Source organism: Vagococcus lutrae (assembly GCF_023299185.1).
GTDB classification, from domain to species: Bacteria; Bacillota; Bacilli; order Lactobacillales; family Vagococcaceae; genus Vagococcus_A; species Vagococcus_A lutrae.
The window spans coordinates 1,465,279-1,480,789 of record NZ_CP097017.1; the positions used below are offsets into that span (position 1 = coordinate 1,465,279).

A 15,511-nucleotide genomic window follows, 5' to 3' on the forward strand; every position below is an offset into this window, starting at 1 on the left:
TTAAGGGGAGTTCTTTTATATGCGTTCATGTGTGTCGAGTTGATCGATTTCATCTAAGCTAGTTAGTACGGGTAATTTCATAATAACAGTCGTCCCTTTGCCTTCGACACTGTGAATAGTCAATCCGTATTTCTTGCCAAAATAAAATTGCAGACGTTTATTAATGTTTTTTAAACCGTATCCCGAGTAGTCTTCTGATAAGACTGAGTTCAATTCGTCGTTAGTCATACCATGCCCGTTGTCTGTCACGGCCAGAATTAAATTGCCTTCAATATCTTTTTTAGTAATGATTTGAATGGTGGCATTAGGGGGTTTTTCTTTAAATCCATGTTCAATGGCATTTTCAATAAGTGGCTGTAACAGTAAATTAATGACGAACAAGTTATCATGGGCGATTTGGAAGTCGTAAATAATGTTAAATTGATTTGGGTCGAGAAATAACTGCAAGTTGATATACGCTTGCGCATTTTCAATTTCTTCTTCCAATGTAATCGGTGTTCGTCCGTGATTCAATGTCGTTCGATAGAAAGTCGACAGTGTTTGGACAATGTGACTAATCTCTAAATTTTCAGACATGATGGCTTTCCAATTAATCATTGATAACGAGTTATATAGAAAATGGGAGTTGATTTGACTGACTAACGCTTGATATTGACTATCTTGTTTTTCAATCGTTGCATTGTAATTTTTGTCAATCAGTGTTTTGATACTATCTAACATCTCGCCAATCAAGTTGCTCAGCTCGCCAAACTCATCATGGTGCGTGGAACTAAAATCCACGGTTAAATCTTTATTAGTGACTTTTTTGACTTTATTTTTGAGTTCATCCAGTGTTTTAAGGATGTGGGTGGTAAAAAATTGTGTCATTAAAAAAGCAATCAAAACACTTCCAATTAATAAGGCGATAACTGACAGAATAATCGATTGTGTTTGATCGTCGATGGGGCTTTTTAATACGTGATAGTGTAGCACCCAATTATTGTGGTGAAACTCTTTTGAAAAAGTCGCTTCGATCGGATGTTCGGCTTTTTTATCTTGATTTTGATTGGTAAAGATAGTCCTATTTTTATCTGATATGACGACGTTAAAGTTATCATCTGAACTGATAACGTCGGAAAAAAAGTCTTGATAGTTGAGCTGAAATTCAATAATCGTGCGATCGGTACGTGAAAAGGTCGAGGGGATTTCATTAATCACATAAAGTATATTGTTTTCAAGTACCCACTCGGGCGTATTAGAGAGGCGAAACTCTTTGATTCGTTTTGGCACATTTTTATCAAGAGGCGATATATCTTGTCGATAGCCTTTAATAGCGGCAGTCGTATAAAAAGTCACATTCGTGATATCTGGTGCTATCACACTAGTGTAGCGAATTGCTGGGTTGAAAATGTCACGAAACAGTGCATATTTTTGGAAATCGGATTTGTCACGAAAGTCTTGTTCAAACATTTCAATAATACCGGTATTAAAAATAAGGAGTTCGCTAGCTCGGTTGATACTTGTGACTTTGGTTTCAATCGTCTGATACGTCTGTTCCATGTTATTTAAATAAATTTTTTCTTTTTCAGAATAGGTTTTTTGTTCGGCTTGGATGAGCGAAAAGATGCCAATAATAATTAAAGGCGTCACACTGACAGTGATAAAGGAAATAAGTAATCTTCTTCGGAAACTTATTTTAGCTTTTGCAAAGTCTTTCCATTTTTTTTTCATTTTGTAGTATGCAACTTTCTATAGTGGGTAGGGGACATGTCGAATTTTGTTTTAAATAAGCGATTAAAGTAGGAGACATTTGGGATACCGACGAAAGTCGCAATATCGTTGATTTTCATGGTTGAGTGTCTCAATAAATTGCTTGCTTTTTTTAACCGGTAGTCATTAAGATATGGAATAATATTTTGATTGACTTCTTTTTTAAACAGATTACTAAGATAACTAGGGGATAGGAAAACGCGATCAGCAAGTGCTTCTAAGGTTAAGTTTTGTGCATATTCAGTTTCGATAATGGTTAGGACATTGCGAATGACAAGCGAATATTCAGCACTTTTAGATGGGCAAAAAAGTGGTAATTGTTTGATTGTATGAATAAATTCTGTGGTGTTGATCGGTTTTAAAAGGTAGTTGGTCACATTTGAGCTTAACAAATTTTTGGCATATTCAAAATCATTATAGCCACTGATGATAATAATATGAATCTGTTGGTCAAAATCTCGCACTCGCTTAATTAAGTCAACGCCATTTAATAAAGGCATTTTAATATCAGAGATAAGAATATCAAAATGTTGGTTTTTTAATAGTTCCAGGGCTTGGTAGCCATCTTCTGCTTCTACAATATTCACAGGGATATTTCCTGTTTTTAACGTATAAATAATGCCTTCACGTTCGAATTTATTATCATCTACTAATAGTAAGTTGTACATGGCATTCCCTCCCAGATAGCTAAAAACAAATGATAAATAAGCTCTTAATAGTTATTACTAATATTAAAATACAATATAGCTAAAGTAAAGGCTTTCATAAGGGTTAATTTTCTACTGATTAAAAATAAAAAACCACTGAATTCAAAAATAGTACAAACTTTCTGTAAAATATATCATTTAACATCTTTGTAATAACGCTTACAATATGAATAGAACACGGTTATAAAACATAGAAAAGGAGTTTTATGAGATGAAAAGAAAAAATTGGCTTTTTTCGGGTGTGTTAGTTGGGATGTCAGTCTTACTGATGGCGTGTGGTAAAGATTCAGGATCAGAAACGGCAAAGAATCTAGATGAATACAAGCCGTATGGAAAGTATGACGAGCCGGTTGAGTATACTATCGGTAAGTTTCAACGAGATATGAATGAGATGGCTAAAGGAGATAGCCTTGAAAACAACGCGGCAACACGATTTGTGGAAGAAAAATCAAATATTAAAGCAAAAATCGCTTGGGAAGTAAAAGATTATTCACAAAAAGTAGCGTTATCTATTTCTACTGGTGATATCCCAGACGTTCTTATCGTGAATCAAGATATGTTTAAAGAATTAGCAGAGAATGATTTGATTGAAGATTTAAGTGAAGCATATGAAAAAGCAGCATCAGATGAAGTGAAAAAACGCATGGAATCTTACAAGGTTGACCCTTTTAAGAGCACAACCATTGACGGAAAAATGTTAGCGATTCCAACTCCTTATTATTACTATGAGCATAACGTGACTTGGATTCGAAAAGATTGGTTAGAAAAATCTGGCGAGTCACTACCAGAATCAAAAGAAGACTTATATGCATTGGCGAAAAAATTTGTTGATGAAGATATGGCAGGAAATGGGAAAACAATCGGGTTTACGGCAGTAGAAGAAGTCGCAGGTAATTTTGGTAGCACGTACGACCTAGCACCTCTGTTTAACGAAAATAATTCATTCCCACGTCAATGGATTGATAAAGACGGTAAGGTTGAATATGGAAGTGTGCAGCCTGAAACAAAAGAAGTGCTAGGAGAGCTACGTGAGCAATATAAAAATGGCGTACTCGATAAGCAATTTGCAGTAAGAACGAAAGACGAACGTGATGGCGCATTAGCGGAAAACGTTGGTATTTACTTTGGACCATGGTGGGCAACTTACTTTGAGCTAAAAGAAGCGATTAAGAAAAATCCAGAAGCAGATTGGATTCCTGTTGCTGCACCATTAAACAAAGAGGGTCAATTTACGACATTCACGGGGACACCTGTTGTACGTTACCTAGTTGTGAAGAAAGGTTACGAACATCCAGAAGCGATTATTCGTTCATTGAACTTAGTCACAGATTTCAACTTTAATATGACAGATGAGGTAGTGAAATATAAGGATGAAAATATTGGTAAAAATGTAAACTATCCTTGGTACTATGCGCCTCTTGATTTTAAATTGGACTATGCTGACTCAAACAAAGATATTTACGAAGCATTGCAAAAAGCAGTGGATACAAATGACTATGAAAATGTTCCAGCGAGCTTATTAAGCCGTGCACAACAAGTGAAAGACTATCAAGAAAAAGGAACAGCAGATCCAGATGCATGGGCAGAAGCTAAAGGTAGTATTGATGGGGTTAGAGCCTCTGTTGATCCTAAGACCAACTTTGTTGATATGGCGTTTTACGGCAAAACAAAATCAATGAGTACGAAATGGGCAAACTTGAAGAAAATTGAAGATGAAACATTCTTAAAAATTATTATGGGTGAAGTTGAATTAGATGAGTTTGATAACTTTGTTGAAAAATGGTATGCCACAGGTGGCGAAGATATCACGAAAGAAGTCAACGAAGAAGTCGCTAAAACAAAATAAACTACTATATAAAAGAGAGAGTGATGCTCTCTCTTTTATATCATGAGGAGATGAACAGAGTATGGAAAACACGAAGGGCTTTTTGAATAGGATGAAATATACGAAGTGGGTACACGTTTTATTTATTTCGAGTTGTCTTTTTCTCTTAACGAATAGTCTCTTTTTCTTTCATATTTTTTTCATCTCACTCAATCATCTTTCGTTATTCGTCTTTTTAATATCAGCAATGTTGATGTTTCCTTCCATAACAGCATTAATGCAAGTCATCTGGAAGCAGTTGCGTCAGCAAGAGGTTGCTGTTTTTCGTGACTATTTCTATGCTTATAAAACTAATTTTAAAGTCGCATTTCTGAGTGGCTGTTTAAATGTCATATTACTGAGTGTTTTTATTTTCAATTATTTTTTTATTAAGTTAAATCCCATGCGCAATCAACTTTGGTTAATTCCAATTGTGTTGATGTTGTTCATGGTTGTGAACACAAGTATCTATCAAGCGATGATTATTACGCGTTTTCATACTCATTTTAAAGCGGTCGTTCTTTTATCTTGGTATTATGTTTTTAAATTTAGAACGGAAACCATTAAAAATAGTTTATTAGTGTTAATAGCAGGATTTTCTATCATGATACTCCCTATGTCATTAAGTCTTCTTTTACTATCAGGAAGTGTCGCATTGGGACTGATGGTGAATATGCAACAACAAATTTTAAAACTGGAAAAGAGTGTCCGTACTAAGAAGAACGCGTAAGAGTTATCAGAATTTGTAAAGGAGAAAGCTATGGCGAAAAAAGCATCTTTAAAAAAGACCACAAAACAGAATCAACGTTATTATCATGCTATGTTGTTACCAGGTATGATTTTACTTATTATTTTCAATATCATACCAATGTTTGGTATTTTGATGGCTTTTCAGAACTACGTGCCAGCTAAAGGAATTCTAGGTTCTGATTGGGTAGGGTTAGATCATTTTAGATATATGTTTCAATTGCCAGATAGTAAACAAATTTTTGCCAATACGATTATCATTGCCGTAGGAAAATTAGTCGTAGGTATGATTGTACCGATTATTTTTGCTTTGATTTTAAACGAAGCTCGTGTGCAGTGGTTTAAAAAATGGGTTCAAACAATCGTCTATTTACCTAACTTCTTGTCGTGGGTTGTGTTGGGAACCGTTGTCTCGATGATTTTTTCATATGACGGCATGTTTAATAACTTTTTAGAGTTTATTGGAAGTCAACGTATTATGTTTTTAGCGAGTAACACTTGGTTTAGGCCGTTATTGATCGCTACAGATGTATGGAAAAGTTATGGTTACGGCACGATTATTTATCTAGCAGCTTTAACCGCTATCAATCCTGCTTTATATGAGTCGGCAGCCATGGATGGTGCGAATCGATTTAAACAGATGATTCATATTACCTTGCCGGGGATTTTACCAACCATTGTTTTGTTAGCTACGCTAAATCTTGGGAGCGTATTGAACGCTGGTTTTGACCAAGTATTTAACTTATATAACCCGATTGTCTATCAAACAGGGGATATTATTGATACCTATGTTTACCGAATGGGGTTAGTAGATATGCAATTTTCATTCGCAACAGCAGTCGGATTATTAAAATCGGTCGTCAGTTTTGGATTGATTGTTTTGTCTTATAAACTTGCCGATAAATTTGCAGGATATCGTATTTTCTAGGAGGGAAGAAATGGTTGCATCTAAAACAACAAGCTACCGCATTGTAACGGTCATCATCTACGCAATTTTACTCTTTGCCGCCTTTCTTTCGTTAGCGCCTTTAATTAACACGATTGCTATATCATTTAGTTCAAGTACGGCAGCTAACAGCGGACAGGTGACTTTTTTACCAGTTGATTTTACGACAGGGTCATACGAAAAAATCATGACAGACAAGGCGTTCTGGCGCGCGTTTTTTGTATCGATTAAGCGAGTAATATTTGGAGGAGGCTTAAATTTAATTTTAGTTATTTTTATGGCATTTCCTTTATCACGTACGACGAAACAGTTTAAATATAGAAATGTTTATATGTGGGTACTAATGTTTACAATGTTATTTAATGGCGGCATTATTCCTACATACTTTGTTGTGACGAAAATGGGCTTAATCAATACCTTATGGGCGTTAATTCTACCAGGAGCTGTTTCCGTCTTTAACATCATTTTAATGATGAATTTCTTTAAAGGTATTCCTAGTTCATTAGAAGAAGCGGCAATTATTGACGGTGCTTCACCGCTAACCGTGTTGCTCAAAGTATTTTTACCCATTTCACTCCCATCGATTGCAACAATCACACTATTTATCATCGTAGGACATTGGAATAATTTCTTCGATGGACTCATTTATATTAATGACCAAACGAAAATACCTTTGCAAACGTATTTACAACAATTAATGTTACAAACAGACCAAATGAAAGAGATGTCTAAAGAAGAAATTGTCGCAATGTCAAAAGTTTCGTCATTAACATTAAATTCAGCCAAAATTTTAGTTTCGATGATACCTATTTTAATCATTTATCCAATCATGCAGAAGTTTTTAATAAGTGGTTTAGTTTTAGGATCTGTTAAAGAATAGAAGGAGCGTTCATGATATGAAATTTGAAATTAAAGAAGAATTTTACATTGATGGAAAAGCAACACGATTAATTTCAGGAGCTGTACATTATTTTAGAATCACACCAGGAAAATGGCATCAAAGTTTATTTAACTTAAAAGCCATGGGCGCCAATACGGTCGAGACATACGTCCCTTGGAACTTACATGAACCAAGGCCTAATGAGTTTTACTTTGAACATCTTGCTAATTTAGAAAAATTTATTGAGGAAGCACAAGATTTGGGCTTATATATCATATTAAGACCCTCGCCTTATATTTGTGCTGAGTGGGAATACGGTGGGTTACCGGCATGGTTATTGAAAGACCATGTAAGAATTAGAAGCCAAGATCCTAAATTTATGAGCGCTTTAGAACGTTATTATCAAGAATTGATTCCACGAATTGCTAAGTATCAGTATACTAATGGTGGAAATGTCATCATGGTACAAATTGAAAATGAGTACGGCTCATATTCGGATGATAAAGTTTATTTATCTAAGCAAAAAGATTTAATGGAACGATTAGGAATCAATGTGCCCTTCGTAACATCAGACGGTGGTTGGAAAGAAGTATTAGAGGCAGGAACGCTGATGGAAGAGGATATTTTACCAACAGCTAACTTCGGCTCGAACGCTGAAAAAAACTTTGGTGCTTTGCAAGACTTTATGGCACAGCATAATGTCAAAAAACCATTGATGTGTATGGAGTTCTGGGACGGGTGGTTTAATAACTGGGGGGAGCCTACGATTAAACGCGATCCCTTTGAAACGGCGGAAGAAACAAGAAAAGTGTTAGAGATGGGGAGTATTAATTTTTATATGTTCCACGGTGGGACAAACTTCGGCTTTTATAACGGAACGTCAGATACGCCTAACGGTAACTTACCGCAAGTGACATCATATGATTATGACGCGCCGCTAACAGAGAGTGCCAATCCGACGGCCAAGTACTTTGCAATAAAAAATGAGATTCAAAAACTATTTCCTGAAAATCACTTTGAAGACCCGATTATTTCACCTACTATGGCACCACCTAGTGTCAAAGTAAAACGAAAAGTTTCGTTATTTAATACGCTTGAAACTATTAGCGAGGCAATTATTAATGATGTCACATTACCAATGGAAGAGATAGACCAAAACTATGGTTATGTGCTATATGAAACAGTGCGTCCTATACAAGAGACAAGAATGCGGACAAAGCTAGTAGAAGCCAATGACCGTGCACAAATTTATTTGAATCATGAGTTAATTGAAACACAATATCAAGATAGTTTAGGAAGAACATTTGAAGTTGAAGCTGGCAATAAGACGAGTCACTTACAAGTTCTCGTTGAAAACATGGGGCGTAACAACTACGGTCGTTATTTAGTTGCGCCACATCAGAGAAAAGGTATTCGTTCAGGTGTCATGCAAGACCTTCATTACATTTCAGGCTGGAAACATTATCCACTTTCATTAGACAATACGGACCAAGTAGATTTTGACCGAGGTGTTAGCAGCGGCCCTACTTTCTATGAATTTGAGTTTGATGTTACAGAAGCAAAAGATACGTATTTATATATAGGTAATCTAGGAAAAGGTTCTGCCTTTTTAAATGATTTTAATATCGGAAAGTACTGGAAAAAAGGGCCTTTCCACACAATGTTCATTCCTTTTGACTTGCTAAAAGTAGGAAAGAATAAGCTCGTTCTCTTTGAAACAGAAGAAGTAGAGATTACTGAAATTCATTTTTCAAGTGAACCTATTACGGTTCATCCAGAGTCTATTGATTAACATGGTAGAAGACATAGTAAAAAGATAGTATCCAGTTAAGGATACTATCTTTTTATTTTCGGAGATACTCAGACAGCTGTTTTCGAACGTTTTCTAAACTAATGCGTACGCCCTCTCGATTATCTTCCATGCCTTCAAATTCAATGGCCACATCCCCTTGATAACCACTGTTTTTTAAACTATTAAAGCATTGTGTCAGTGGTACATTTCCATGACCGATGATGGCTCCTCGTAAAAAGTTCCCCCCACGTGTTTCAAAAAAGCCTTCACCAGGTGCTGCTTCTCGACCACTTTTGACATGAAAGTCTTTGATATGAACATATTCAGCAAAAGGAGCCAGACGACTCACTGCGTGAACTGGGGATTCGTCTACACATAGGAAGTTTCCGACATCGATGAGTAGTTTAAAATTAGGATGGTGAACCTGATTGTAAAGTTTTTCCATACGGTCACTATCTTGAACGAAAAATCCGTGATTTTCTACCATAGTGATGATTTGCTTGTTGGCGGCATATTCGGTGATCGTTCGACAAGCGAGAGCTAAGTCAGGTAAAACGATATCGAAAGATTTTTTAGATTGTCCCCATGCGACATCATGTCGTATTCTCTTTGCGCCGAGAATTTCGGCGTAGTCAATCATTTTTTTAATGCGCTTAATTTCTAAATGAGTTTGTTCTGCATCTTCATGGAGTAAATTGGCATGAAAAGTAAAACTAGTGATTGGGAAATCTAGTCGTTCTAATTCTTCTTTTAATTGATAAACATAGTCACGTTCCGCAATGGATTCATCGTGAATGAGGTCGACAATTTCGATAGCATCAAACCCCATTTCTTTTGCAAGTTGGAGCGACTCAAGCTGTGATATTTCACCTTTGGAAATTAATTGATTAAAACTGTACGTGCTACAAGCAATGCGTGTCATTTTACCAAATCCTTTCTGTTAACAATGTATTATTTATAACTATAAACTCATAATAAGCGAACGTGATAACGCTATCATTATTATAAAGCATAATGATAGCGTGTGCTTCATAAAGAGAGAAAAGATAAAAATAATACAACGTATAGTGGATTTTTATTATGAAACGGGTGGATAGGGGGTGGATATCTAATCATTAGTCTGCTTGTTTATTAATTAGACAATTTAAAAAAAGTGACTTATATTAAGAGTAATCAATATAAAAACAGGATAGTGATATTGGAGTTATTAACATGATCAAATCAAAAAAAGATGTTATTAATTTAAAAACTAGTTTAAATCAAATTTACTATGATTTAAGAGAACGGAATCTATCGTACTATAATGCTAATATTGAAGAAGCTTGGGAAAAATTAAAAAATGAAGCTGTACACGAATACTGTAAAAAATTATCAGTTGATATACTTTCGACAGTTGACCCTAGTATCCCAATTAATTGGCTTGTTAATCGTGGCTATCATACAATTTTTGATGTAATGAACGAAGAAAAATCAAAACTAGAGCAATTTTTTGGTAGCTTTTGGGTTGACGAGATTCAGGTGGCTTTGAAAGTTGTTAAAAAATCACTTGAAAAGGACATTCATCCAGTCATTGATTTAGAAAATCTATCGTATAAAGAGCAAGAGCTTCTATCGGCGGTTTATCAAAAGAAAAATCAACATTTGGAAGTAGAGGAACTATTGAATGATTTGATGTTTTTAGAACAGAAAATAGGAGATAAGTTAACTCTAGCGGCTAACAAAAGAGGTGTGATAAGCGAGCTTTTTCAAAAAAAGTCAGTTAAAAAACAAATTAATGAGGCAATTTCTTTTTTAAATAGTGCTAGCGTTCAATCAGAACTAGAAACCATAAAAAGTAAATACAATTCTTTATTTAAAGATAATAAGATTCAAGACATTACCACAGATTTTAGTCAAGATAGCATTTCTTATTACGTGGAGATAGAAAATGTTATAGGGGTTAGTTTTGATCAGATGACAGATGACTTGCCATCTCGAATAGTTGATGAAGTAAATAGTTTTCCTATAAATACGGATAATCTTCACATACAATTTCGAAGCTATCAATTATTTGGAGCTAAGTATGCGTTGCACTTTAAGCGGACGCTTTTAGGAGATGAAATGGGACTGGGGAAAACAATACAAGCACTGGGTCTAATTAATCATCTTTTTCAAAATAATCAACGTTATGCAATAGTTGTTTGTCCATACAGCATCTTGTTGAATTGGACGCATGAAATTAAGAAGTTTTCTGAACTACCGTTAACTGTTTTTCATGGACAAAAACGTGAAGTAGCACTTCAAGAGTGGCTTATTACGGGTGGAGTTATGATAACAACATACGAACACACGAAACATTTAAATATAGCTGCAGGGGAACTAGATGTACTGGTCGTGGACGAGGCGCATTACATAAAAAATCCAGAAGCTCAACGCTCTAAAAATGTTTATACTTTGAGCGATGTAGCGGAGTATGTGTTGTTCATGTCGGGAACACCTCTAGAAAATAGAATTGATGAGATGAAGCAACTAGTGACCCAATTAAATCCATCGATTGGTAACCAACTTTCTGAACATTTTTATAAATTGGAGCCTAATAATTTTAAAAAAACGATTCAAACTGTGTATTTGAGAAGAAATAGAAAGGATGTATTAAAAGAGTTACCAGATTTGGAAATCAAAGAAGAATGGTTGCCATTTGGAAAGAAAGAAAAAATATTTTATGATCAGGCTGTTAGCATGGGGAAGTTAATGTCAATGAGAAGATCAGCATTTCAAGGTAAAACACCCGAGCAATCTCCTAAACTGTATAGATTGCTAGAAATATGTGAACAAGCAAAAAAAGATAAAAGTAAAGTTATTATTTTTTCTTTTTTCAAAGAAGTGTTACATTTAGTACATTCTTATTTAGAAGAAGACACGTTTGATATTATTTCAGGAGACGTTAAAAGTGATAGGCGTCAAGAGATAATTACAGAGTTTAGTAAGTCACAGGATAAACATGTGTTAATTAGTCAGGTCAGTGCTGGTGGAGTGGGATTAAATATACAAGCAGCAAATATTGTTATATTATGTGAACCACAGTGGAAGCCATCTACAGAAAATCAGGCAATCAGTAGGGCCTATCGCATGGGGCAAACTCGTAAAGTTCGTGTACATCGACTTTTAACAGAAGAAAGCATAGATGAGAGTATGTTAGAAGTATTGGGATACAAAACATATTTATTTGATTTATACGCACGTGAATCGGAAGTAGTCGACAGAGAGAACTTTGAAAATAACCAGATTAGTGAAGAGAAAGCAAAACAGAAAATTTTACAAATGGAAAAAGAGCGTTTAGAACAAGTAAAGAGTTAAAAACATCTTTGATGTCCTAAGTAAAGATGTACTATTACTAGGCATCAAGGATGTTTTTATGTAATCTATACTTTTAATCTTATTACAAACTATCATAAATATGTCGAGCGTCTATCGTGTGGAAAGGCTCTGTGTGGTGATCGCCATCGGCACCTACTGTGATAAGTATGTACTCTTTTCCTTTTACTTCTGCCAAGCTAGCTAAACATAAACCTGCTTCGTCTGTAAAGCCAGTCTTTCCACCAAGTAAATACCCGTTTTTTAACTGAGGGTCACCAAAAGCGTTAAACGTACTACTATAAAAAAGATAGCTATCATCTTGAAAAACAGGAGATGTAAATATCGCTCTGAAATGACCGTTTTCTAAAGCGTATGTTAAAAGCTTGGCCAAGTCGGACACCGTCGCATATTGCTCGTCATCTGATGTGCCGTAGGGATTGGTAAAATGACTATTCGTCATTCCAAGATCAGCCGCTTTTTGATTCATCTCTTGGACGAATTGTTCTTCACTACCAGAAGCTGTCATAGCGAGTGAGACAGCGGCATCGGCGCCAGATGGAAGCATTAACCCATAAAGAAGTTGTCTCACCGTAACCGTGCTACCAGGAGTAAAGCCAGCCATCGAAGCATCTTGTGCTAGCAGTTGATTAGTCTGTTGGCTATCTACTAGCGTGGTCGTATTAATATCAGGTAGCTTTTCTAAAGCAACGATAGCTGTCATCATCTTAGCTAAAGAAGCAGGGGCTATTTTCTTGTTTTTTTGCTTAGAGGCGATTGTTTTGCCGGTTTCATCTACCAGAATCGCACTTTGACTGTACATTTTCTTGCCTTTTAGATGAAAGGTGCCTGTTTGATAAAAAGTGACACCTTTAAATAGGATAATCCCGACTAATAGTAGACCGATTAACACTCTGATTTTTTTCATATTGACATCTCCAGTTGTTATTTTAATGACTAAATACTATCATAGTTATTTTTTTAATAATATTGTACTTTAGTCGCAATTTTATTTTGAAACCTTTATAAAAACTTCAAAGGTCTTTCGTTATTTTATCGTAATTATTTTTTAATTTAAGAGTGTCAATCTGATTTGCGATAGGCTCTTGTAAAATGTTATGATAAAAACGAGTGTTACAACACTTAGTCTAAAGTAATAGTGAGGAACAACATGAACGCAAAAGAAAAAATGCAAGCTATCATTGACGCTAAACAAACAACCGCACGTCAAACGCAAACCAAAACGGCTCCGAAAAACGACCGGAAAAATATGCGTAAAGGGCCTAAAATTTTTAATAAGTAACAGTGCTGGGCGTGGGGATTTAATAGAGGAGTGGTAAAAATGTGTACAAGTATTACCTATTTCAATCAGTCAGGCAACTTTTTTGGTCGAACGATGGATTTTGGTTTTCAGTTAGACGGGCATCCTTTAGTTATTCCACGTCAGTATCAGTGGCAACCTATTTTAGCACCGATGCAGACGACGCGTTATGGTTTTGTGGGTACGGGTCGTCGTTTAGAAACGTATTATGTAGCAGACGGAATGAATGAAGCAGGTTTGACTGTCGCAGAGCTATATTTTTTACATGAAGCACACTATCATGACACTCCGGCAGAAGGTAAATTTAATTTAGCCCCACAAGAACTCATCATGTGGTTGTTGGGCGAGATTAAAAATATAGCTGAGTTAGAGGTGCGACTACCCGAGATTCATTTAGTTAGTCGCGAAGTGGCACTTTTAGGGATAGTCCCACCACTTCATTTTAGTGTGACAGACGCGACGGGTCGTAGTGTGGTATTAGAAACGAATCGCGGCGAGTTAGAAATGAAAGAAAATCCTGTAGGCGTGATGACGAATAGCCCCGAATTTGAGTGGCATTTAAAGAATTTAAATAACTATTTAAGTTTACGTCCAGTTAATTTTGAACATCAGACCATCGGATCTCATGTTATACAACCTTTTGGGCAAGGTTCCGGAACGTATGGCTTACCTGGTGGGCATACATCACCTGAGCGTTTTGTACGCGCAGTTTATCATCGTCAGCATATTGACACGGGCAGTACTTCTGATGAAACGATTAATGCCTTGTTTCATTTGCTTAACAGTGTGTCGATTCCTAAAGGAGTTAATATAAAGGATGATGGCTCTATGGATTATACGCAGTATTTATCGGTGTATGATAGTCAACAAAAACGTTATTATTTTAAACCTTATCACGCGCAACAGGTTTATGATGTGGTTTTAACAGAAGCCTTATTGACTGCTTCTGAACCAATCGAGTTTAAAGTGCCGACAGCGTTTAAGTCGAACTCTCTAATATAAAACGATACAAGAAGCAAAGATTTATTTTGCTTCTTTTTTGTATTATTAGTATAATAGCAATGATTTTTAACGATGTCGTAAGGTATAAGAATGGAGTAGAAAAATGAAAGAAAACTTTTGGGCAGCATTACCGAAGCCTTTTTTTATATTAGCACCGATGGAAGATGTTACGGATGTCGTGTTTCGTCATGTCGTTAAAGAAGCTGGCGCACCGGATGTCTTTTTTACTGAATTTACTAATTCGGATAGTTTTTGTCACCCAGATGGCAAGGAAAGTGTACGAGGACGTCTTGTCTTTACTGAAGATGAACAGCCGATTGTGGCACACATTTGGGGAGATAATCCTGACTTTTTCCGTGAAATGAGTATGGGTGTCGCTGAAATGGGTTTTAAAGGCATTGATATTAATATGGGATGTCCTGTCCCAAATGTTGCGGGACGTGGAAAAGGGAGCGGACTTATTTTAAGACCTGATGTGGCTGCCACATTAATTGAAGCAGCGAAAGCTGGTGGCTTGCCTGTCAGTGTGAAGACACGGATTGGTTATCATGAACGGGAAGAGATGACGGCTTGGATTACTCACTTGTTGGAACAAGATATTGCAAATTTATCGATACATTTGCGGACGCGAGATGAGATGAGTAAAGTACCCGCTCACTGGGATATGATACCCGAGATTATGGCGATACGTGACCGTGTCGCTCCTCAAACGTTGATTACGATTAATGGCGATATTGCGGATCGTACAGCTGGTTTGGCTCTAGCAGAGAAATATGGTGTGGACGGTATTATGATTGGTCGTGGCATATTTAAAAATCCTTTTGCTTTTGAAAAAGAACCGCGCGAGCATAGTACAGAAGAATTATTAGGCTTACTTCAGTTACAACTTGATTTACAAGATCACTATGCGGAGATGGTGCCACGCTCAATCATTGGCTTACATCGTTTCTTTAAAATTTATGTCAAAGGTTTTCCTGGCGCGAGTGATTTACGAGCTAGTTTGATGAACACAAAGTCGACAGATGAAGTGCGAGCGTTGTTAAAGGAGTTTTTTGACGAATAATAAGGCGTATTAAAGTGATAAAAATAAACAGGTTACATCTAAAGTCCGATTTTGACTATCGGGCTTTTTTGGTATGATGAAGGTAAGAGAAAAGATGAGGGGCAACG

General features: G+C 36.1%; 13 protein-coding genes. 9 read left to right on the forward strand and 4 right to left on the reverse strand.

Annotated elements, in window-relative coordinates; translation table 11 throughout:
- Window positions 1-15: 15 nt before the first annotated feature.
- Together M2919_RS07035 and M2919_RS07040 are read right to left on the reverse strand one after the other, a co-directional pair.
- Complete coding sequence (locus M2919_RS07035; protein WP_248848481.1) at window positions 16-1,710, reverse strand: sensor histidine kinase; 1,695 nt, start codon at window positions 1,708-1,710, stop codon at window positions 16-18.
- On the reverse strand, window positions 1,707-2,417 hold the full coding sequence (locus M2919_RS07040) for a response regulator transcription factor (protein ID WP_168413338.1): 711 nt from the start codon (window positions 2,415-2,417) through the stop codon (window positions 1,707-1,709). The genes M2919_RS07035 and M2919_RS07040 overlap by 4 nt, the downstream gene beginning before the upstream one ends.
- 250 nt (window positions 2,418-2,667) lie before the next feature.
- Between M2919_RS07040 and M2919_RS07045 the strand changes: the two genes are divergently transcribed.
- The 5 genes from M2919_RS07045 (at window position 2,668) to M2919_RS07065 (ending at window position 8,685) form a co-directional block, all read left to right on the forward strand.
- On the forward strand, window positions 2,668-4,302 hold the full coding sequence (locus M2919_RS07045) for a type 2 periplasmic-binding domain-containing protein (protein ID WP_248848482.1): 1,635 nt from the start codon (window positions 2,668-2,670) through the stop codon (window positions 4,300-4,302).
- A gap of 61 nt (window positions 4,303-4,363) precedes the next feature.
- Window positions 4,364-5,050: a DUF624 domain-containing protein gene (locus tag M2919_RS07050; protein ID WP_248848483.1), complete on the forward strand. Its 687-nt coding sequence runs from the start codon at window positions 4,364-4,366 to the stop codon at window positions 5,048-5,050.
- A gap of 30 nt (window positions 5,051-5,080) precedes the next feature.
- A complete protein-coding gene (locus tag M2919_RS07055; RefSeq protein ID WP_248848484.1) occupies window positions 5,081-5,995 on the forward strand; it encodes an ABC transporter permease in 915 nt (304 codons plus the stop codon).
- Window positions 5,996-6,005: 10 nt separating this feature from the next.
- A complete protein-coding gene (locus M2919_RS07060) occupies window positions 6,006-6,893 on the forward strand; it encodes a carbohydrate ABC transporter permease (RefSeq protein ID WP_168413334.1) in 888 nt (295 codons plus the stop codon).
- A gap of 16 nt (window positions 6,894-6,909) precedes the next feature.
- Complete coding sequence (locus M2919_RS07065) at window positions 6,910-8,685, forward strand: glycoside hydrolase family 35 protein (RefSeq protein WP_248848485.1); 1,776 nt, start codon at window positions 6,910-6,912, stop codon at window positions 8,683-8,685.
- A gap of 52 nt (window positions 8,686-8,737) precedes the next feature.
- Here M2919_RS07065 and M2919_RS07070 read toward each other — a convergent pair whose 3' ends face one another.
- Complete coding sequence (locus tag M2919_RS07070; RefSeq protein WP_248848486.1) at window positions 8,738-9,607, reverse strand: sugar phosphate isomerase/epimerase family protein; 870 nt, start codon at window positions 9,605-9,607, stop codon at window positions 8,738-8,740.
- A gap of 290 nt (window positions 9,608-9,897) precedes the next feature.
- On the opposite strand from M2919_RS07070, the gene M2919_RS07075 reads away from it, so the two are divergent.
- Complete coding sequence (locus tag M2919_RS07075; RefSeq protein WP_248848487.1) at window positions 9,898-12,021, forward strand: DEAD/DEAH box helicase; 2,124 nt, start codon at window positions 9,898-9,900, stop codon at window positions 12,019-12,021.
- A gap of 82 nt (window positions 12,022-12,103) precedes the next feature.
- On the opposite strand, the gene M2919_RS07080 is transcribed toward M2919_RS07075, so the two are convergent.
- Window positions 12,104-12,946 (reverse strand): D-alanyl-D-alanine carboxypeptidase family protein, encoded by an 843-nt coding sequence (locus M2919_RS07080; protein WP_248848488.1) that lies wholly within the window; start codon window positions 12,944-12,946, stop codon window positions 12,104-12,106.
- Between the two features lie 243 nt (window positions 12,947-13,189).
- Between M2919_RS07080 and M2919_RS10080 the strand changes: the two genes are divergently transcribed.
- The 3 genes from M2919_RS10080 (at window position 13,190) to M2919_RS07090 (ending at window position 15,404) form a co-directional block, all read left to right on the forward strand.
- Window positions 13,190-13,321 (forward strand): hypothetical protein, encoded by a 132-nt coding sequence (locus M2919_RS10080; RefSeq protein ID WP_023606997.1) that lies wholly within the window; start codon window positions 13,190-13,192, stop codon window positions 13,319-13,321.
- Window positions 13,322-13,360: 39 nt separating this feature from the next.
- A complete protein-coding gene (locus M2919_RS07085; protein ID WP_248848489.1) occupies window positions 13,361-14,341 on the forward strand; it encodes a choloylglycine hydrolase family protein in 981 nt (326 codons plus the stop codon).
- 103 nt (window positions 14,342-14,444) lie between these two features.
- Window positions 14,445-15,404: a tRNA dihydrouridine synthase gene (locus M2919_RS07090; RefSeq protein WP_248848490.1), complete on the forward strand. Its 960-nt coding sequence runs from the start codon at window positions 14,445-14,447 to the stop codon at window positions 15,402-15,404.
- Window positions 15,405-15,511: the final 107 nt, after the last annotated feature.

Bases quoted from the DNA above. Each gene is read 5' to 3' on its own strand.
- M2919_RS07035 (WP_248848481.1), bottom strand. From the start codon at position 1,710: ATGAAAAAAAAATGGAAAGACTTTGCAAAAGCTAAAATAAGTTTCCGA.
- M2919_RS07065 (WP_248848485.1), top strand. From the start codon at position 6,910: ATGAAATTTGAAATTAAAGAAGAATTTTACATTGATGGAAAAGCAACA.
- M2919_RS07090 (WP_248848490.1), top strand. From the start codon at position 14,445: ATGAAAGAAAACTTTTGGGCAGCATTACCGAAGCCTTTTTTTATATTA.
- M2919_RS07055 (WP_248848484.1), top strand. From the start codon at position 5,081: ATGGCGAAAAAAGCATCTTTAAAAAAGACCACAAAACAGAATCAACGT.
- M2919_RS07070 (WP_248848486.1), bottom strand. From the start codon at position 9,607: ATGACACGCATTGCTTGTAGCACGTACAGTTTTAATCAATTAATTTCC.
- M2919_RS07040 (WP_168413338.1), bottom strand. From the start codon at position 2,417: ATGTACAACTTACTATTAGTAGATGATAATAAATTCGAACGTGAAGGC.
- M2919_RS07050 (WP_248848483.1), top strand. From the start codon at position 4,364: ATGGAAAACACGAAGGGCTTTTTGAATAGGATGAAATATACGAAGTGG.
- M2919_RS07045 (WP_248848482.1), top strand. From the start codon at position 2,668: ATGAAAAGAAAAAATTGGCTTTTTTCGGGTGTGTTAGTTGGGATGTCA.
- M2919_RS07085 (WP_248848489.1), top strand. From the start codon at position 13,361: ATGTGTACAAGTATTACCTATTTCAATCAGTCAGGCAACTTTTTTGGT.
- M2919_RS07060 (WP_168413334.1), top strand. From the start codon at position 6,006: ATGGTTGCATCTAAAACAACAAGCTACCGCATTGTAACGGTCATCATC.
- M2919_RS10080 (WP_023606997.1), top strand. From the start codon at position 13,190: ATGAACGCAAAAGAAAAAATGCAAGCTATCATTGACGCTAAACAAACA.
- M2919_RS07075 (WP_248848487.1), top strand. From the start codon at position 9,898: ATGATCAAATCAAAAAAAGATGTTATTAATTTAAAAACTAGTTTAAAT.
- M2919_RS07080 (WP_248848488.1), bottom strand. From the start codon at position 12,946: ATGAAAAAAATCAGAGTGTTAATCGGTCTACTATTAGTCGGGATTATC.